Annotated in this window: 19 protein-coding genes; 11 read left to right on the top strand and 8 right to left on the bottom strand. The window is 43.8% G+C overall.

Going from position 1 to position 19,214, the window contains the following annotated elements:
- The first annotated feature begins 155 nt into the window (after window positions 1-155).
- The 6 genes from AB4513_RS21315 to AB4513_RS21290 all read left to right on the top strand — a co-directional run bounded on the left by AB4513_RS21315 (window position 156) and on the right by AB4513_RS21290 (window position 5,080).
- The gene (locus tag AB4513_RS21315) at window positions 156-815 is read left to right on the top strand and encodes an HAD family phosphatase (protein ID WP_009846189.1); all 660 of its coding nucleotides are present in this window, start codon (window positions 156-158) and stop codon (window positions 813-815) included.
- Between the two features lie 210 nt (window positions 816-1,025).
- Window positions 1,026-1,652, top strand: coding sequence for an HD domain-containing protein (locus AB4513_RS21310; protein WP_009846188.1), 627 nt, complete (start codon window positions 1,026-1,028; stop codon window positions 1,650-1,652).
- Window positions 1,653-1,694: 42 nt separating this feature from the next.
- Complete coding sequence (locus AB4513_RS21305; protein ID WP_009846187.1) at window positions 1,695-2,222, top strand: GNAT family N-acetyltransferase; 528 nt, start codon at window positions 1,695-1,697, stop codon at window positions 2,220-2,222.
- Window positions 2,223-2,377: 155 nt separating this feature from the next.
- Window positions 2,378-3,064 (top strand): DNA-3-methyladenine glycosylase I, encoded by a 687-nt coding sequence (locus AB4513_RS21300; RefSeq protein ID WP_102258359.1) that lies wholly within the window; start codon window positions 2,378-2,380, stop codon window positions 3,062-3,064.
- A 257-nt stretch (window positions 3,065-3,321) separates the two neighbouring features.
- Window positions 3,322-4,203 carry an AEC family transporter gene (locus AB4513_RS21295; RefSeq protein WP_009846185.1) on the top strand — a complete coding sequence of 294 codons (882 nt, stop codon included), beginning with the start codon at window positions 3,322-3,324 and terminating at the stop codon, window positions 4,201-4,203.
- 349 nt (window positions 4,204-4,552) lie between these two features.
- Window positions 4,553-5,080, top strand: coding sequence for a hypothetical protein (locus AB4513_RS21290; protein ID WP_232281801.1), 528 nt, complete (start codon window positions 4,553-4,555; stop codon window positions 5,078-5,080).
- Between the two features lie 199 nt (window positions 5,081-5,279).
- Here AB4513_RS21290 and AB4513_RS21285 read toward each other — a convergent pair whose 3' ends face one another.
- The 3 genes from AB4513_RS21285 to AB4513_RS21275 form a co-directional block, all read right to left on the bottom strand.
- A complete protein-coding gene (locus AB4513_RS21285) occupies window positions 5,280-5,798 on the bottom strand; it encodes a hypothetical protein (protein WP_102258358.1) in 519 nt (172 codons plus the stop codon).
- A gap of 345 nt (window positions 5,799-6,143) precedes the next feature.
- The gene (locus tag AB4513_RS21280) at window positions 6,144-6,545 is read right to left on the bottom strand and encodes a hypothetical protein (RefSeq protein ID WP_009846182.1); all 402 of its coding nucleotides are present in this window, start codon (window positions 6,543-6,545) and stop codon (window positions 6,144-6,146) included.
- Between the two features lie 28 nt (window positions 6,546-6,573).
- Window positions 6,574-7,056, bottom strand: coding sequence for a MarR family winged helix-turn-helix transcriptional regulator (locus tag AB4513_RS21275; protein ID WP_102258357.1), 483 nt, complete (start codon window positions 7,054-7,056; stop codon window positions 6,574-6,576).
- A gap of 124 nt (window positions 7,057-7,180) precedes the next feature.
- Here AB4513_RS21275 and AB4513_RS21270 point away from each other — a divergent pair, with 124 nt between their 5' ends.
- Together AB4513_RS21270 and AB4513_RS21265 are read left to right on the top strand one after the other, a co-directional pair.
- Window positions 7,181-8,071, top strand: coding sequence for a DMT family transporter (locus AB4513_RS21270; protein ID WP_102258356.1), 891 nt, complete (start codon window positions 7,181-7,183; stop codon window positions 8,069-8,071).
- Between the two features lie 349 nt (window positions 8,072-8,420).
- The gene (locus AB4513_RS21265; RefSeq protein ID WP_102258355.1) at window positions 8,421-9,335 is read left to right on the top strand and encodes a DMT family transporter; all 915 of its coding nucleotides are present in this window, start codon (window positions 8,421-8,423) and stop codon (window positions 9,333-9,335) included.
- A 92-nt stretch (window positions 9,336-9,427) separates the two neighbouring features.
- Here AB4513_RS21265 and AB4513_RS21260 read toward each other — a convergent pair whose 3' ends face one another.
- The 3 genes from AB4513_RS21260 to AB4513_RS21250 are packed head-to-tail and all read right to left on the bottom strand — an operon-like array spanning window position 9,428 to window position 12,069.
- A complete protein-coding gene (locus AB4513_RS21260; protein ID WP_009846171.1) occupies window positions 9,428-10,609 on the bottom strand; it encodes an MFS transporter in 1,182 nt (393 codons plus the stop codon).
- The gene (locus tag AB4513_RS21255) at window positions 10,599-11,774 is read right to left on the bottom strand and encodes a phosphotransferase (RefSeq protein WP_102258354.1); all 1,176 of its coding nucleotides are present in this window, start codon (window positions 11,772-11,774) and stop codon (window positions 10,599-10,601) included. The genes AB4513_RS21260 and AB4513_RS21255 overlap by 11 nt, the downstream gene beginning before the upstream one ends.
- Window positions 11,775-11,784: 10 nt before the next feature.
- On the bottom strand, window positions 11,785-12,069 hold the full coding sequence (locus tag AB4513_RS21250) for a GNAT family N-acetyltransferase (RefSeq protein ID WP_029223001.1): 285 nt from the start codon (window positions 12,067-12,069) through the stop codon (window positions 11,785-11,787).
- Window positions 12,070-12,384: 315 nt separating this feature from the next.
- On the opposite strand from AB4513_RS21250, the gene AB4513_RS21245 reads away from it, so the two are divergent.
- A complete protein-coding gene (locus tag AB4513_RS21245; RefSeq protein WP_009846168.1) occupies window positions 12,385-13,131 on the top strand; it encodes a flagellar brake protein in 747 nt (248 codons plus the stop codon).
- 187 nt (window positions 13,132-13,318) lie between these two features.
- Here the strand turns inward: AB4513_RS21245 and AB4513_RS21240 are convergent, their stop codons facing one another.
- Window positions 13,319-15,679: a Lon protease family protein gene (locus AB4513_RS21240; protein ID WP_009846167.1), complete on the bottom strand. Its 2,361-nt coding sequence runs from the start codon at window positions 15,677-15,679 to the stop codon at window positions 13,319-13,321.
- Window positions 15,680-15,919: 240 nt separating this feature from the next.
- Between AB4513_RS21240 and AB4513_RS21235 the strand changes: the two genes are divergently transcribed.
- Together AB4513_RS21235 and AB4513_RS21230 are read left to right on the top strand one after the other, a co-directional pair.
- The gene (locus tag AB4513_RS21235) at window positions 15,920-16,414 is read left to right on the top strand and encodes a hypothetical protein (RefSeq protein WP_102258353.1); all 495 of its coding nucleotides are present in this window, start codon (window positions 15,920-15,922) and stop codon (window positions 16,412-16,414) included.
- A 12-nt stretch (window positions 16,415-16,426) separates the two neighbouring features.
- The gene (locus AB4513_RS21230) at window positions 16,427-18,055 is read left to right on the top strand and encodes an ABC transporter ATP-binding protein (RefSeq protein ID WP_102258352.1); all 1,629 of its coding nucleotides are present in this window, start codon (window positions 16,427-16,429) and stop codon (window positions 18,053-18,055) included.
- Between the two features lie 582 nt (window positions 18,056-18,637).
- Here AB4513_RS21230 and AB4513_RS21225 read toward each other — a convergent pair.
- On the bottom strand, window positions 18,638-19,214 hold a 577-nt coding region (locus tag AB4513_RS21225; protein ID WP_102258351.1), incomplete at its 5' end, for a pentapeptide repeat-containing protein.

Below are 19,214 nucleotides of genomic sequence, written 5' to 3'. Positions count from 1 at the left end.
TATTATTTTATTCATAATCAATCATATATAAAGTCATCCAGAAGCATACTCCCAATCTAACTAAGCATATTCTTACTGAACACTGACTCGCCTATCCCGAGACACTATGTCAAAATACTCGCCCTCACGATGACAACACAGAAAGAACCACGGATATGAATTTTCAAGCTGCTATTTTTGATATGGATGGACTGTTACTCGACACCGAGCGACTTTGTATGCAGATTTTTGAAGAAGCATGTCACGCGCAAGATGTTCCGTTCTTGCAAGATGTTTACTTAGGCATCATTGGTTGTAACGCAAAAACCATCGAACAAATTTTTAGAAAGGGCTACGGCGAAGGGTTAGATTACCCGGCGCTGAACACCGAATGGCGCACTCGCTACAATGCGGTTGTTAAGCACCAAGCAATCCCAGTTAAAGATGGTGTTATCGAACTACTTGAATGGCTTAAAGCAAACGACATTCCAATCGCGGTTGCGACCTCCACTCAGCTTGATATCGCGAAAAAGAAGCTTGAACTGGCTGGGTTAGATTCTTACTTCGCTTCGTTAAGCACAGGCTGTGAAGTCACCAATGGTAAGCCTCACCCTGAGATCTACTTGCTAGCGGCAGAGCGCTTAGGTGTTGCACCTGAAAATTGCCTAGCGTTTGAAGATTCAAACAACGGTATTCGCGCATCTATGGCAGCCAACATGATCAGCTTCCAGATCCCAGATTTGGTAGAACCATGTGACGAAGTGAAAGCGCTTGGTCACACGATCAGCCCTTCCCTACATCATGTGTTAGCGCAGCTTCAGCAAGCCGTCGCTTAAGCTCTAATTACTGTTGATAATGCTTTTATCTATCTCGTCCTAAAATACGTAGACAAGCCTCTCTATTAAACCGACTCACTGAGTCGGTTTTTTTGTTTATATTCCTTTTATAAAAGATAAAAAATCGCGCAAGAAACTGTTACAGTCGAGATGAAACGATACTAATCGATAAGCAACATTGATAACGTCTACAGATGGAGAAAGGGACGCGTGATTAAAAGATTTGAAAGCCAACTGCTTGATTTTGCTCAGCAAGAGATGACACAGGATGCCGCGCACGACATCAGCCATATCAAGCGAGTAGTCAAAACTGCTGAGGTTTTGTGTACTCAAGAACAGGCTAAGCTTGAGGTCGTTCTTCCTGCCGCTTACCTTCATGATTGCTTCACCTTCCCTAAGAACCACCCAGACAGAGCCCAAAGCTCAAAAATGGCGGCAGACAAGGCGATCTCTTTCCTCAAATCTATCGAGTATCCCGCGTCCTATCTCGACGAAATCCATCACGCTATTGTCACTCACAGTTACAGCGCCAACATCACACCAGAAACCTTGGAAGCACAGATTGTTCAAGACGCAGATCGCCTAGATTCTCTCGGTGCGATTGGCATTGCTCGCTGCCTATACGTGGGTCAAAGCTTTAACGCTGAACTCTATAACCACGAAGACCCATTCGCGAAGCAGCGTGACTTGGATGACAAGCACTACAGCGTCGACCATTTCTACGTGAAGCTGTTCAAGCTAGCTGAAACCATGAATACAGAATCAGCCAAATTAGAAGCCAATAAGCGCACCGACTACATGCGTGGATTTCTTGATCAGTTGGCCGCAGAAGTTTAACGGCTTAGAAAAAGAGACACGCGATAAGGAAGAGAGAAGGATATGGAAATAAACCGCTTTAAAGCATCCGACGCCGACGAGATCGTCACTTGGTTTACATCCCTAGAAGACTACGTTCTATGGGGCGGACGGACATTTGGTTGGCCCTTAAAAGCAGCCTCCATCATCGAACGTTCTCAAGAACCACATGTCGAGCTATATACCTTTTCTGCATCTAAGTCATACTCTGAACCGAACGCCGATTCAAACGCCAACTCAAATACCGATGACTTGCTTGGCTTTATGGAGTTTCAACGCATGTCAGACAATGAACTTCGCTTTTGCCGAGTCGCGATTAACCCAAACCAACGAGGTAAAGGGCTTGGGCAATCCATGATAGAAAGTGCATTAGAAGCTGCGAAAGAAATCCCAAATATCACCACCATCACCTTGGCCGTATTTAAGCAAAACCACGGAGCAAAACGCTGCTACGACAAAGCAGGATTTCAGGTGGTAGACAAAGAGCCGAGCGTGAAAGAGTTCAATGGCAAAACGTGGCCCTTGTATCAGATGGAATTAAAGCTCTGCTAGTTCATTTTAATTGTCAGGTTAATTTTAGTTACCAGGATTGTTTTAATTAACAGACTTATTTAGTTAATCGACTTGTTTTAATTGCCAGATTCAGCCCCATATCATTAAGCACTGGCTACATACTCAAGATACACAGATGTAATTTGGAACCTCCAATGACCCAAGAAAAATTCGACACTATTTATCAACGTGCAGCTCACCGTAAAGGCGGAGCAGCCGAACTCGAAAAGATTGTTCGTGCGCCCCTTTCCCAAGCCGAGTTATCGCAAATCACCGAAGACCGTTGGCTAGCCGCCTTTACTGAAAAAGTATTCCAGTGTGGCATTTCGTGGAATGTGGTGAGAAAGAAATGGCCGCAATTTGAAGAGGTGTTCTTTGAATTCAACATCGAGAAAATGCTGATGCTGCCGAATGAAATGTGGGAACAGAAAGCACAAGACCCGCGCATTATTCGCCACCTCACTAAAGTGATGACCATCCCTGCCAACGCCACCATGATCCACAATGCCAAGCGTGAAGCCGATTCATTCTCGAAAATGGTTGCCGACTGGCCATCAGAACGTATCACCGAGCTGTGGGATTACCTGAAAAAACACGGCAAGCGACTAGGTGGTAATACTGGTGCCTACACTCTGCGCCAAATGGGCAAAGACACCTTCATCTTGTCGTCGGATGTTGAAGCGCACCTACGCAGTACCGATGTGCTAGATAGCGGCCGTAACACCAAGCGAGCACAACTGGCAGCGGGTAAAGCCTTCAACGAATGGCAGCAACAATCAGGTCGTAGCCTGAGCGAAATCAGCCAGATCGTTGCCTACAGCTGTGGTGATAATCGCGTTTAGTGGTCACCGTAGTTAATTAAAGAACCCGTCCAGATTTATCTAGCCTTTAAAGACCCGTTGCTGATGCCACTGGTCTTTTTTGTGCTTCATTCAAAGAAATGTAAATTAACCGCTGACAGACAACGATCTTCGGTGACGCCAAGTCATTATGTTGATAGGTTAATGTTTATACATCTCGATTTCATACGTATCTATAGCGCTCTCTAAAACATTCGTTTCTCCGCTAAATGGATGTACTAAACCTAGAAAGGAATTCTATGTTCGAACAGGTCATCAGCATTCTGTTTCCCGTTTTTGCTTTAGCCAGTGCTGGCTTTGCGGTCGGTCGTTGGCTCAAGCCCGATTTCAAACCGATCAATCGCATCAACATGGATGTGTGTATCCCTGCGCTAGTGTTTGCATCGCTGACCACCATGCCTCTCGACACAGAGCAATTGCCACTCATAACCGCTTCTTTGGTCGCAGTGTTAGTGCCTGCATTGTTGATGATTCCGATCTGTAAGATCTTTAAGCTCAATTTCAAGGCTTGGGCTCCGCCACACATGTTCCGTAATAGTGGCAACCTAGCCATTCCCCTATTCACTTATACCTTTGGCGAGAGCGCATTAGCCCCTGCGGTATTACTATTTGTGGTATCGGCATGTGTCCATATCAGTGTGGGGTTGGCGCTATTGAGCGACGGTAATCCGATCAAACAGATCCTCAAGATGCCAATCTTCTTAGCGGCTGCGCTAGCGATGACGCTCAACCTGTCTGGAATTACCGTGTGGAATCCAATCTACGAAGCCACATCACTGCTTGGGCAAGCTGCTGTTCCTATCATGCTATTGTCGTTAGGTTCGCAAATGGTCAACTTGAGACTGAGCGGATTAAAGGTCGGCTTGTTGTGTACGGCTCAATCCCTGTTTACAGGGGCGATCGCTTTTACCATCATCTATTTCTTTATCCCGCTGCCGACGCTGCACTTACAAATGATGGTACTGTTCACCATGCTGCCACCCGCTGTGATGAACTACCTGTTTGCAGAGAGGTTCAATGTCGAGCCCCCTAAGGTCGCATCTATGGTGTTGTTTGGTAACTTCCTAAGTGTGGTTACCCTACCAATCTTGTTGTCGTTCGCACTGTCTATATCGAGTTGAATCTCGATCTAAGGGAAGATTTGTCATTCATTACAGTTATAAAAATGGGCAGATAAACTGCCCATTTTTGCATTCATACAGTTAGGATTAACTATTTCCATAATTGAACCAGAACTTAGAGCTATACAAAAAAAATTAAAATCGTTGTTGGTTATTGCAGTTATGTTTAATATACAATCATCAAGCAAAGGAATGGGTTATCGCCCCCCTATACAGCACAATCAAGATGGACAACAAGAACAGACATTTTCTTTGACTTAACTTTCGAAGAACTTCATCGCTTTGGCGTGACAATAAATAAAGCATGACCAAGCGCTTTACTCCACTATTACTATCTTTTGTAAGTCATATGAAAATTAAAAATGTAATACCTCTACTGCTATGCCTCTTCTCTCATCAAGCTATATCTGCGGCAAATTTCACAACGGACTTTGTAGAACTTGGGATGCAAGCAAAGCCTATGGGGTTAAGCGTGGATGGTGGACGCGACATCAACGATAGCTTGGCGATTTTGGGCGGCCTTAGTACCAACACAGCCGAAGATGAAAGCAACTTTGATGCGTACATCGGCCCTCAAGTTTATGGTCCAATAACTCAAGGGATCGACTTAAATACGCAGCTGCTACTCCATTTCAACAAAAACTCATACGCAGCTGGAGAAACGAAAGCTTATGTCGAATTTAATGCGGGTATTCGAGCGTGGATCACTCAGAGAGTAGAAGCCCATGTGCTTGCGGGTTCTAACGGAGAGCACTCAATCTTTACGTTTGGAGCCAGGTTCCATGCCACAGATAAAGCAGTGTTTGCAGTTGCTTCCAAAAACAACGGTCTTTACGGCCCTCAATTACAACTTTCGGTTAGATATCAATTTAAGTAGCCACCTTTATAAACAACTTTCCGCTACTGTTGGATCCAACATAAAAATAGCGTCAGTAATTCAATACTGACGCTATTTTTTTATCTCTAATTCAGACACATCCTATTAGTTATACGCTTACCTAAAGTTATACGCTTGCCTAGCTATTGAGTTACCCATTGATATAGCGATGAACCGTGAACTACAAACATTCAGTGAACTATGAGCATTTATCCAACTTGAGCTCTGCTGTCACCTTAGTAAGACGTAGTGCAATCGCGAAACACACTAAGTAAGGACTCACATACCAAAAGATACTTTCTAGGGGCAGCTTCACCTGCGCTTCTCTGGTTTTTATATATTGGTTTTTCTGCTTTTCATACTGACTCAGCATACCATCCACCCACACCGCATCACTTTCAACTAACGACACGCTAGGCGCAGGAACCGTAAAATCCGATGCATTAGGTAACAAGGTGAAATCGATATCTTTAAACGTAATCGCCGTATTCAAATACCACAAACACGCGTCGTGGTACTGAGCGTAATTATCTAAAGATGGCTGACCTGTACAGGTATCACTTCTCAACTTATCCAACGAGAACTGCTGAACCGATTCTAAAATCGCCACCGCTCTGGTTTGTTCGGTTTCAACCCAATCACCCGCCACCTTCGCTCTAATCTCAGACACGGCACCAAGCATTCCGATACCCGCTAAAAACGGCCATAAATAATCCATACGCTTCCATTTTCGCCGACTCAGGTTGAATCCACACCAAATTGGAATATGTAAGAGGAGCGTTAGTCCAAGTGACAGCAGAACGAAGTTCAAGGAGCTAGAGAGCATGAGCTCGCTATCGAAAAAGTTCTTCATAATGAGAAGCTTGCCTGTATAACCAAGAGAAATTTGATACTAGGTTCGATATAAGAAAAGTGTGTAAGAGGAAAGTAAAAACAGCACTAAGAATTGGTGTTAACGCTGCTTATTTGGGCATATAACCACCGATGGCAGGGCTTAACCACTCGTTACTCAGAAATGGCTAAGTTGTTCAGTTGTTCACGATACACAAGATGCTAAAGGCTCTTACGCGCCAGACTTGAGGTAGATACCGACTTCTCTTAGCTGTGCTTTAATGTCTAACATTTGGACGTGAGATAGCACTAATTGGATCAAATTGAATATTGCTCCAGCGAACATCAAACCCGCGACATAACCAGACCATGCTTGGTGATCAACTTGATACAGAGTATTAAACGAAAGAACGAAGAAGATGAGACTGGAAAAACCAATAGCATACTCATTACAGTTGTAGACGTATGAATTCGTCGCGTAATCGTATTTGATTTTTACCTTTCCACCCGCTCTGCCTAGCTTAAGATTAAGAACATTTCCGCTAACCTCATATTCCAATCCATTAATTAATACAACGCGCTCTACTTTCTCAAGCATATCTGTTTTTTCCGTATTATTTTGAATACTGTCCATAGTCGTACCCTACTCCGTCACCTAAAAATTATTCGTAAGCACTCAACCATGCTTTCAGAAGTTGGTTAGTGTTCTTCTTCTGGCTCGCAGACAATGACTTAACCAGTTTTTTCTGCATTTCGACATGTTCAGTCATCATTTGGTCGATCAGAATAAGACCATCTTTGGTTAGCAGAACACTCACGCTGCGCCTGTCTTCTTTGCTGTGCTCACGACTGATCAGCCCTTTAGCTTCTAGTTTATCAAGGCGATTGGTCATTGCGCCTGAGGTCAGCATCATCGATCCGATCAGTTCTGATGGCGTCAGTTGATGAGGCTTCCCAGAACGTCGCAACGTTGCCAACACATCAAACTCACCAAGTTTCATGTCGTAATTTTTATGAAGCTCGGCAACTTGCGTCTCCATATACTTGGCAATACGCATAATCCTGCCCATCATTGCCATTGGCTCAGTTTCTAACTCAGGCTTTTCCTTTGCCCATTGCTCTACTACGCGGTCGATAGCATCCATTTGCGATCTCGCTCCGTTATTAGTCTGATTAATTCAAACTAGTTTAACATAAAGATACTTTACAACCATATGATCTAGGTATACAGTTCATACAACCAATTATCTTAACGTAAAGATATTTCATATGAACATATTATTAGCAATGATTCCCGCGTTCTTTTGGGGAACAACCTATGCAGTGACGCAATTTACGCTACAGGAATGGCCCCCCTTATTATTGGGTGCTTTGCGCGCGTTGCCTGCTGGTTTGTTATTGCTAGTAGTAAAACCGACACTGCCTCAAAAAGGCGAATGGCAGATCATTTTCACATTGGGTCTTATCAATATTGCGACCTTCTTTAGCTTAATCTTCGTGATGGCGTTGACGTTGCCTTCGGCAATCTCCGGTGTAGGTATGATCTCTGTGCCAGTGTTTGCGATGATCTTCCATTGGGTAGTAAAGAAACAGCGTCCGCAATTGATTCAAGCCTTGTCTGGTGTTGGATTAATCACATTGGCGTGGATACTGTTTAATCCAAGTCAAATCGCATTAAACCCAATAGGTTTAGGCGCCATGTTCGCTGCAATCATGTGTATCGTTATCGGCAGTAGCATTACCAAGTCACTGGGTAATCGCATGCACTGGTGGAAGGTATTAACATGGCAACTGATTCTAGGCGGTACGATTTTATCTGTCGCGTCTGGCGTTCATGCGCTCATCGACCCACAGCCTTATGTTAACGCTGTGACTCATTTCGATACTCGTAACGCAATAGGACTTGTTTGGGTGATTATCCTGAACACTGCCCTGGGTTACGGCATGTATGTGTGGCTACTACAGCGTATGTCAGTGGTTGATTTCACCTTCGGTGGCATCGCTAACCCAATTGCGGGAATTGTGACGGGTATGATGTTGATGGGTGAATCCTTTACCCCACTCCAGTACTCGCTAATGACAGGCATGATCGTGATGTCACTGCTACCGCAACTTGTCCTTGCAGTAAGACAGTCCAAACAAGTTAAGCCTGTTACGTAGATGAATCTACCGACTGCACTGAGAATAATAACGCGCCTTACATCTTATACAGTGATTTAAAAGGCGCCTCTTGTTGCTACGCTGACAGCAATAAGCCAAATAGTCATACTCGCGAAGTTGATCGTTTCTTAAACGAAATTAAACCTTACAAAGAACAATGCCTTTCCTCAAGCTACCTAAATTGAATTTATTTTCTAAAAAATAGACACATTAGAGATTATTTTTCCATAATAAATTGCAATTAGAGATAAAAAGACAAAATTTTTCTCCGACGACCTCCTTATACTGTGCCACGTCATTAAGGCGCCACAAGCCGATGATTTAAAATAATTATTAATGAGTAGTCACCATGAATTCGAAGTCGCTAACTATCTTGCTTTTTGTCTCTGTTTGCCTAATTTGGGGAACCACTTGGTTCGCAATGGAAGTGGCATTGCATTCTATCCCACCAATTTTTGCTACTGCATTGCGCTTTTTACTCGCAGCACCTCTGCTTGCGGTATTAGCGAAAGTCTTCAACCAGCCACTGCTGTTTCCTAAAGGCAAGCGTCAATGGTTGCTGATTGTTGCGCTGATGTACTTTGCGATTCCATTTACTTTGATGATCTATGGCGAGCAATACATCTCTTCTGGTCTAGCGTCGATCATCTTCGCTAACATGCCGGTCGCTGTGATGTTGATGTCAGGCCTATTCCTAGGCCTACGATTGGCTAAGCACCAAATATTTGGTTTGGCTACCGCTGTTGTAAGCTTATGTTTGATCCTCGGTAATGAAATGCAGATGGGTGGCGATGACTACCTAGTTGGTACCGTTTGCTTAGGTCTTGCTGTGGCAATACACGCTGTTATGTATGTGTTAGTTCAAAAGCACTGTAAAGGCATCGAAGTACTGACGTACAACGCAGTCCCAAGTCTGATCGCTTCTCTATTCTTATTCGCCGTTTCGGCGATAGGTGAAAACGTGAATGTTGAATCCTTCACTTGGGATTCAATCTCAGCGGTAGTTTACCTAGGCTTTGTGGCGAGTGTTGGCGGCATTGTTGCCTACTTTAAACTCGGACAAGTTTCGACGCCGTTCCAAGCGTCTATCTGCTTCCTGATTTTCCCTGTGGTTGCACTACTGATCTCTTGCTACATCAATGGAGAAGTGCTGTCTGAACAGTCACTGGTGATGATGATTCCTCTGCTTTGTGGCATCTTATTGACTAAGGCACCAAAAGGAATCTTCAAGTTACGTGGTGAATTAAAAACCGCAAGAAACTAATCCTACTGAAAGCTAACTAGATATTTCCATCTAGTACATACAAAAAAGATCCAATATCACTATTGGAGCTTTTTATTAGTCTTTATCGAGAGTTAGCGCCAGCTAAACATTCGCACTTCATTGCCCTCTTCGGGCTTCTTGGGGATGTTTAAAGACAACGCCAAAGATACCGCCGCCATCGCAGCACCTATGTAGAAAACCGTTGCAGGGGACGACAACCAAATCACCCCAAATACGACCGGAATAACAACCGCTGCAATATGGTTGATGGTGAAAGAGACACCTGCGGTTGATGCCATGTCGGCAGGATCGGCGATTTTCTGGAAGTAGGTTTTGATCGCTAATGCGAGTGCAAAGAACAGATGGTCAACAACATACAGCGCCGCCGCCCATTCCGCGCTTTGTACTAAACCATAACCGACAAACACACCAATCAAACCAACATACTCGAAGATCAGGGCCTTGCGCTCTCCAACCACACCGATAAATCGACCAATACGTTTTGCGAATAAGAAATTAAACAGGTAATTAATTAAGAACAGTAGCGTTACGTCAGCAGCCGAGTAACCAAACTTCTCTACCATCAGAAAGCCAGCAAATACCGTGAAGATCTGTCTTCTCGCGCCACTCATAAAGGTGAGCGCGTAGTAGAGCCAGTAACGCTTTCTCAGCACCAATTTCTTATTTTGTTGAGTCTTGGTTTGAAACTCAGGAAAACCAAAGGTCATCACCAAAACTAGAATAAATCCAATACCGCCAGTAATGCCGTACACCCAAGCAAAATCGAGCTTCAGCTGTTCTAACATCACCCAGATTGAGCCATAAGTAATTAACGAGGCCAACGCGCCAACAGAGATCATTTTACCCAGCATCTCAGGGGCCTCTTCTTTACTCAGCCATTGGAGTGACAAAGACTGCTTGAGCGTTTCAAAATAGTGAAAACCCGTCGACATCAAAATGGTGGTCAGCAGTAGGCCAGTGAGTGAAGGAAACAAACCGGTAATCGCCGTACCGACAGTGAGCATCGCCAGCGATATCAACATGAAGCGTTGCTCGCGAATGAACGCCAACACAAACACCACGGTAAAGGCCAAAAAGCCAGGGATCTCACGAACACTTTGCAATAAACCAATATCCGCACCATCAAAATTCGCTTTCTCAATAACGAAGTTATTAAGCAGCGCCATCCAGCTCGAAAACGCGATAGGGACAACAATTGAAATCAGTAATAAGAAGTTTTGCGGCGTTTTCCAGCTCGCGGTTTTATCGAACATTGACGGACTCCTGTTCGTCTAATTGGTTAAGCACTCGTAAGGTTAGTTGCTCGGTATACGGGTTGATCTTCCAATGATCAGGGCTCCAACCTTTAACAAAACGTTGAAAATCAGCCCATGCCACGTAAAACATTGGTCGCCATGCGGCTTCAACATCATCGAACGAAAGGTGTGGTTGATAGTGCATGAGTGCCGCTTTCAAGTATCGAAAGTAAGCCTCCAAGATCTCTGATTCAAGCTCTGCACAGTCTTGCGGCCTCACAGCACTACTCATGAACAAGGCCACATCTTTCATCGCACAACCACGCCCAACGTATTGGAAATCAACGGCAGCAGCGCGCTCACTGTCTAAATCAAAGCAGAAGTTGGCGAGCTTGGCGTCACCATGTACCAAGGTTTGATATGGGCACGTCCTTAATAGATTATCAATGTGCTGCGCTTGGCTCTTAAGCGATAAATCAGCCAATGCGTTTAACTCGTCAGGCCGCGTGTCTAAATGCCAATATGTGCCGACTTGCCACAATGAAGCTGAATGTTCTTGATCTACATTGATGTGCTTTGCGTGAAAGTTAGCGAGCCATTTAAGGCAAGCATCGCGTTGGTTTTGCTCTTCTAGTGTGTAACCAGACGCCAGATCAGACTGAGTATCTTGGATTGCTGAATCATCAAAAGCAGCAAGCACATCAAACTGAGAAGTTAACGGAAAACCGATTTCGGCCAAGTCTTGCATCACAATCAGCCACTCGTGCTCTTGTAACTCACATTGCAGCCCTACAGGTACAGGGCAACGCTCATCCCACTGTTGGGTAAACGACTGATACCACGCGGTCTCAACTTGGTAAGAGTGCACCTTTCGTTGATGAGAAAGTTTGGTATTCCAACCCTTTGGGTGTTCTGCTTTATCTGGCAATGCGACATGTTTAACAATCACACTGTTGAATGAAGAACGCCTGTCTTTAGAAAAAACCAAACGAACTAATTCACCATACCCGCCCCATAGGCTTTGAATCACCTGGACATCAAACCCTTGATGACAACCCAGTGAGGCCGCTATTTTTTGATAAAGCTCATTTTGATAAAACTTTTGTTGATAAAGCTCTGGCTGATTTTGACTTGAATTCGCTATCGGTTGAGCGATATTTTTTGACGATATTGATTGAGACATATACTCGTTACTATGCTTTATCGGATAAAAGGTGTGCCCACTGTGGCTGCCTATTCATATAGTGAATCACATAGCTACAAATCGGTACAATTTTAAAACCTGCTTGTTCAATTTCAGTCAGTACCGACTCCATCATCACCTTACCGAAGCCCTTACCTTGAAGCTCATCAGGAATACGTGTCGATGTGATATGTAGTACATCTCCATCCTTTTGATACTTAACAACCGCGAACTGGTTGGGTGCTAGCTCAACTGTGATCTGGTTCGCATCTTGATCCCATTTTGTTGCCTGCATTCTCAACTCCTGAAAATAATTGATACGACAAACAATAAAAATTTGAAGTATTCATTCCTTGTAATAGACTAACTCAAGCTTATACAAATAGAACTAAGTACTTACAAACAAAGTAAATAACTCTGTGCCATCGGCTTAATAACGAATCAATAAAGATAAAGGCACTCTATAAATCTATGTGAGTACATCTACCTAGTCTATGTAATTGCACTTAATTTATGTAATTGCACCTGCTAAATCTAGCACGTATTTGCCCCTTAATAGCAAGTTACCAATATAACAAACAGACGCATGTTGGCGCATGGAGAACATATAATGAACGCACCACTGAAGAAGCCTTTGGAGCATAATCAGGCACTTCAAGATCCTCGTAACCGCACCGTTTCTACATTAAATAGCACCGATGCACTGGCCATGATAGAGCACGGCAGTGAACTAACATTAAATGTATCGACTCCAGTTGGTACTAAGTTTCTCGCCACCACCAAATTTATCGGTACACACAGTGATAACTGCATTGTGGTTGAGGTTCCCGACGTATCCAACGATGATCTGAGCTTTTTCTTTCAAGAAGGTTTTTGGATGACAGCTCGTGCGTACTCTCTGCGAGGAGAAGGCGCTCTTATCCACTTTAAAAGCCAAATTCACCATAGGATTGGAGATCCCTTCCCTATACTTGTGCTTTCAACACCAAGCTCGATGCAAGTAACCCAACTGCGTAAAGAGACACGCTACGAGGTGAACTTAGCTTCCAGAATCATCTTCAACGATCAACGAGCAAACTGTGAGATTAGAGACTTATCGAAAAGTGGTTGTCGTTTTGTTACTTCACCGACTTCTCGTGCGATTCAAATTGCCGATCGAGTCTCTATTGAAGTTACACCTGAGAACTACAATGGCCCACTAATACCGCCATTGAAAGGCATTATCTGTAATCTCCAAAAATCAACGCATTACGCTCGATACGGGGTAGAATTTGATGATATTGGCCGCTCTAATGCCAAGCACTTGTTGGCGAAGCTGAAGTTCGATGGCACCAAGCTCTGTTTGCGAAATAGGTAAAGTCATTTAGCACATTGCTTTCACCGAATACCGTAAGCAGACCAGATACAGACGACTCAATAGCGAGCAAAGTCGCAATCAAAAAAAGCCATCGATTTTTATGTCGATGGCTTTTTAGTTTTGTCTATCTGTCTAACTTTCAAATACTTATCTAATTAAAAAGCTAGCTGGGTTTATAGATATTAGACTATTTACGCAGTGCGTTCAGTTTAGCTTGAGCGATACCAAAGATAGTATCGATTGGATAGCTCCCCTCGTCACTCGCCTCACCGGCGGCTTTGCCTGTAAACAGCTCAATCGCTTCAGTCACATGGTCGATAGCCCAAATATTAAACTCGCCCTTTTCAACCGCTTTTACGATGTCATTACGCAGCATCAGGTTGTGAACATTTGAACGTGGGATGATCACCCCTTGCTCATTTGAACGTCCTTTGATTTCGCACACATCAAAGAAGCCTTCAATTTTCTCATTCACACCACCAATAGGCTGAGACTCACCGAACTGGTTCATCGAGCCGGTAATCGCGATGTCTTGACGGTTCGGCTGCTTAGAAAATGCAGACACCACCGCACAGAACTCAGCCATACTCGCGCTATCACCATCGACGCCACCATACGATTGTTCGAAGGTGATATTGGTAGTAAGCGGTACTTTCGCTGTCTTACCAAATACCGAAGAAAGGTAAGCCGATAAGATCATCACCCCTTTCGAGTGAATACTGCCGCCTAGATCTACGTTTCTCTCGATATCAATCACTTCACCGTCACCATAAGCCGTGGTTGCCGTGATCCGGTTCGGTGCGCCAAACATATGATCGGTTGTGCTGAGTACAGACAGCGCATTGACCTGCCCAACCGCCTGACCATCCACATGAATCAGTGTTGTACCGTTGGTGAAGGTTTCCATGACGCTGTCTTGCAGTCGCCCGACACGCATCTGTTGGTTCGATAGCGCCTGGTCGACATGCGTAGCACGAATCAGGTTCGACTTCGCTCCTTTCGCCACGTAGTTTGATTCACGAAGCAGGTTGGCAATGTGTGCCGAGTGCAGCGACAACTTACTTTGGTCACCCGCCTGACGAGAACTGTGCTCAATGATGCGAGCAATCGCTTTGCGATCACAATGCAGCATGTTGTTGTCGTGCACGATACTTGAAATGAAGCGTGCGTAATGCATTTCAGAATCCGCAGTACGCTTCATCTCATCTTCAAAATCGGCCGTCACACGGAACAATTCACCAAACTCCGCATCGTAATGTTGCAGTAGTTGATAAGTTCGATAATCACCAAACAGGATGATCTTAACGTCCAATGGAATAGGCTCAGGATCAAGTGATACCGCCCCCGTTAACGTGACCTCTTTTTCTAATGACGTGAAGCTCAATTGACGCGAACGCAGCGCGCGCTTCAAGCCTTCCCATACATAAGGTTGTTCAAGTACTTTGACCGCATCCATCAGCAAGACGCCGCCATTGGCTCTATGTAAGCTACCTGCACGAATCAAAGAGAAGTCCGTAAATACGGTGCCTTTGAACGTTGCCGTCTCGACATAACCAAACAGAGAGTGATAATTTGGATTCTCTTCCACCACGATCGGCAGAGTCTCCTCCTTCTGGCTCACAATCACGTTCACCTTGTAGCGACGTGGCATTTTCTTATCCAAAGAGGCGGTCGCAACTTCTGCTTGCTCTGTGCTCTCTTCTAAGAAAATATCTGCGTTGTCGACAATGTCTTTACGCAGTGCTGTAAGGTACTTTTTAATATCAGGATATTGGCTGTAATCTTGCTTCAACTGCTTGATGAAGTGGGTAATAACATCTCGCGCCGTATCATCATTCAACTTTTGAACTTTCTCTGTGTACGTCTCTTCAAGCTCGGTCAGTTCACGAGAAATGGTCCGCAGCCCGACTTCCAATCCATCAATGGTTTTATCGAATTGATCTTGCTCTTCTGGCGTGAGTAAGTCGAAGCTCTCTTCGGTATGAAGATCATCGCCATTCATCGCGACAAATTGGTAGTCACCCTGAGTCGTGATCGTCAGGTTAATGCCCTTATCTTTTGCTTCTTGACTGATCGCTTCTAACGCCGCTTGTTGCTTAGCGGCCAACTGATTTTTTAATCGGTCAGCGCGATTAAAGTACATCTCGTTATCGAATGCGAGTGGCATTGCTTTAAGAAGCTTACGCATCAGCTTTTCAATATCTTGCTTCAAACTGCTGCCAACACCACGAGGTAATTTCAGCACCTTAGGTGTACGAATGTCTTCAAAATTCGCGATATAGCACCAATCAAAAAGCTCCTGTACTTCTTGAGGATGTCGGTTTAGGTAGCGCAAGATCATGGTGCGTTTACCCAGACCATTTCGACCTATCGCATAAATGTTGTAACCCTTTTCCTTAATTGACATCGCGAACTCAACGGCCTTTTGTGCTCGTTCTTGCCCGACGATTTCGTCAATTGGAGCCAGTTCTTTGGTCGACTTACATGGTAGCTTATCGAGTTCCGCTACCTTATACAGCTGTTCTGTATTGAGTCTTTGCATCGCCATCGCCGCCTCCTTAGTCCTTCATTACTTGGGTGTAGATAAAATCAGTGTAGATGTAATTACCTATAAATTTAGTGACTTACGCTGCACAGCTGTTCAACTGAACAAATAACAACCAATTTACTCCGTTTTTAGCAATAACGAGAGATTTAATTCACCAACTTAGCATGTGAATGATTTTAATTTGCAATTGATAATAAATATCATTAACATTTTAGGATATTTAAAATTAAGGATGTGGACATGGAAATTGAACGCTGCTGGATGCACTACCTAAAAGCTGAACAGTTAATGGAACAAGGTCATTGGCCCGAAGCACAGCGCCTCTATAACGATGTTCTCACCTCTCTTCCTCATCACATCCAAAACGCGGCATACCAAAGTGACATCAAACCCTGCCAGTTTGCTTGCTTAATTTCAGGCCTTAGAGACGCCAGTGTCGCTCAATCAGAGATTCTCAATCGTTTAGGCCAGCACCAACAAGCCTTCGACACCTTGAACCAATCTTATGCATTGATGCAATTTATCTCTCTTGAAGGTACAGAGTTGATTCAACGTACCTTTAGGTTATTGGAAAAGCAGAGCGAAGATTTACTCAATCACCTGATCGCATTTTGCAGTGCTCAGCGCAGCTCACATTGGATGCTCGAACTAGAACAAATTCAACGCGCTCATCACCATTTTGGGCAACTTAAAACCACTTCAGAAGTTCAATCTTCACCTAATGTCTTAAATTGATAAGGATATATCATGTCGGACCGGGCCATTCTTAAAGTTAATAATCTCTCCGTTAAATTCATAACCAATGATGGAATCATTGATGCGGTAAAAAAGATTAACTTTACTCTTAATTCTAGTGAAACCTTGGCCATTGTTGGCGAATCGGGTTCAGGTAAATCTGTCTCTTCCAACGCTTTAATGCGTTTGCTTCCTGATAACGCCATCATTGATGCTCAATCGGAAATCGAATTTGAAGGTCAGTCGATACTCAAAAAGACTGAACGAGAGATGCAGTCAATTCGTGGTGACAGGATCGGAATGATCTTTCAAGAACCAATGACATCTCTCAACCCATACCTGCGCGTGGGTACACAAGTGGCGGAAGCCATTATGTGTCACCGCAATGTATCGAAATCAAAAGCAAAACAGCGTGTGCTAGAGCTCTTCAATCTTGTGCATTTACCAATGCCAGAGCAGGCTTACAACAAGTATCCGCATGAGTTTTCAGGTGGTCAATTACAGCGCATCATGATTGCGATGGCTTTGATCAACGAGCCCGATATTTTGATTGCCGACGAACCTACCACCGCATTGGATGTGACCGTACAAGCGGAAGTGCTTTCTCTTATCAAAGAAATCCAAAACAAAATGGGCATGGCAATTTTGTTCATCACCCATGACCTTGGCGTAGTAAAACATTTTGCCGACCGTGTTCTGGTGATGTGCAAAGGTGAGCTAGTTGAAGAAGGGATGACTCAAGCCTTATTCGAGAATCCAAGACACGATTACACACGCATGCTGATTAACTCGATTCCTAAAGGCGCTAAGGTTCCTGTTGAGGCGTCAGCTCCAGAACTATTATGTGCTGACGATATCCGAGTTCAATTCTTGGTTAAATCACATTTCATCAAGAGTAAAAGTCAGTATTTCGAAGCCGTAAAAGGCATTTCGTTGAATCTTAAACAAGGCGAAACGCTAGGCATTGTGGGTGAATCAGGGTCAGGTAAATCGACCCTTGGACGTGCATTAATCGGCTTGCTGCCGAGTACCGGACGTATTGTTTACAAAGGCCAAGACGTTAGCTTATTAAATGATAAAGAGCGTCACAAGCTCAAGAAAGATGTCCAAATGGTGTTCCAAGATCCTTATGGTTCTTTATCACCACGCATGACCGTTGGGGAAATCATCACCGAAGGCTTAACGGTGCATCAACCTCATCTATCCAAGCAAGAACGTTTAGAAAGAGCGCGCAAAGCATTGATTGAAGTTCGCTTAGAGCCGAATTCAATAAACCGTTATCCGCATGAGTTCTCTGGCGGACAAAGACAACGTATCGCGATTGCTCGCGCACTGATTCTAGAGCCCTCTTTCATTTTGCTGGATGAACCAACTTCGGCACTCGATCGCTCAGTACAACTGACCGTGATTGACCTGCTAAAAGACATTCAAGCCAAGCACAATATCGGCTTTCTGTTCATCAGTCACGACCTCTCGGTAGTGAAAGCACTGTCGGATCGTGTATTGGTGATGCAGAAGGGTGAAGTGATGGAAGAAGGGTCTGCAGAAGAGATTTTCAATGCACCGAAAAATGACTACACCAAGAAGTTAATCGCAGCGTCATTCGACTTAGAAAATAAATCGAAAAAAAATGCGGCGTAACGGGAACTAATCAACATTAACAGCGTCTTATATGTACATTCTGAATAATCTCCTAATGGATTGAAATCTAGAATGGATATAGCAAAACTGGTTTGGCCGCCAAAAGAGAAATGTCGCATGGATGCGACATTTTTCGTTTCTGGCGTATATGAAAAATCAACTCAGTGATTCGAGCCAGTGATAATGAAGATTTGCTAAAATTGACGGACTTTAAACAGGGTTAGCTGGTAGTCGGGTCACAGTCGCAGAGCGGCTTCGTTCAACTCATTTTTGGACATAAACGTTTTAGAGGCATTGTTCTAAAACGCATTTATCAGAAGAGAAAAAGTATCTTGTCACCTTATACGTTTGTATGGGATTTTTTATAGCGCAGAAGGTAAATCTCACCACCAAACATAGAACTGATATTTACAACCACTTTGTATAGAATTAACGCAACGAAAGATGAAATTGTTAAAACATCCATTACCATAGGCAATACCTCCTCTAACTTTGAAACAATTAACGCTGTAACCCCGCATCAGTCCGTAGACTAGCATTAACCGTTAGCACCAGAGTTCTATGGGTGGCAAGACCGGGGGCTTAAAAGCTACCATCGTTAATGACCTTACGCAATACGTTTTGTATGTAACTGAGTGTATGAAATTCACGTTCAATTGACAACGCAGCCTCAGGAAGAATAGCGACAAGATTACTTTGACCAAACTCTTCAACCAAGACTCCTAAAGAGATTGTATCCAGCTTTCCTTTTTTTCGATGTAAGACTGTCGACCTACGGATAAAATCATGCTCTCTGAGTTGATTTACAACATCCACAAGGGCTAGGTCGAAGCTGCTTTCAGACGGATAAGTGTCGTAAAACTCAGTATTAACAAAAGAATTTTCTGGAAGAAATGTACGTAAGTTAGTAGAGCTAATAACCTTACAGTTTATAAATTGCGCATTCTTAAGTTTTGCTTTCTCGAAAGTCGATGCTGCAATAATACAATCAGAAAATACAGCATGCTCTAAATTACACTTTCTAAATAACACTCCACGAATTAAACAATCTTTAAACGATGCACTAACCATATTGCAAAATTTAAACTTCGTTCCAACTAGTGAAGTACGATCAAATGTGCAGTCTGAGAAGTTTGAGTGTAAGCGCGTCATGAACCCC

The sequence above is a fragment of the Vibrio sp. 10N.222.54.E6 genome, assembly GCF_041473955.1.
In the GTDB taxonomy this organism is placed as follows: domain Bacteria; phylum Pseudomonadota; class Gammaproteobacteria; order Enterobacterales; family Vibrionaceae; genus Vibrio; species Vibrio tasmaniensis_A.
Note: the sequence above shows the minus strand (reverse complement) of the source record. Positions and strands in the feature narration are given on the sequence as shown.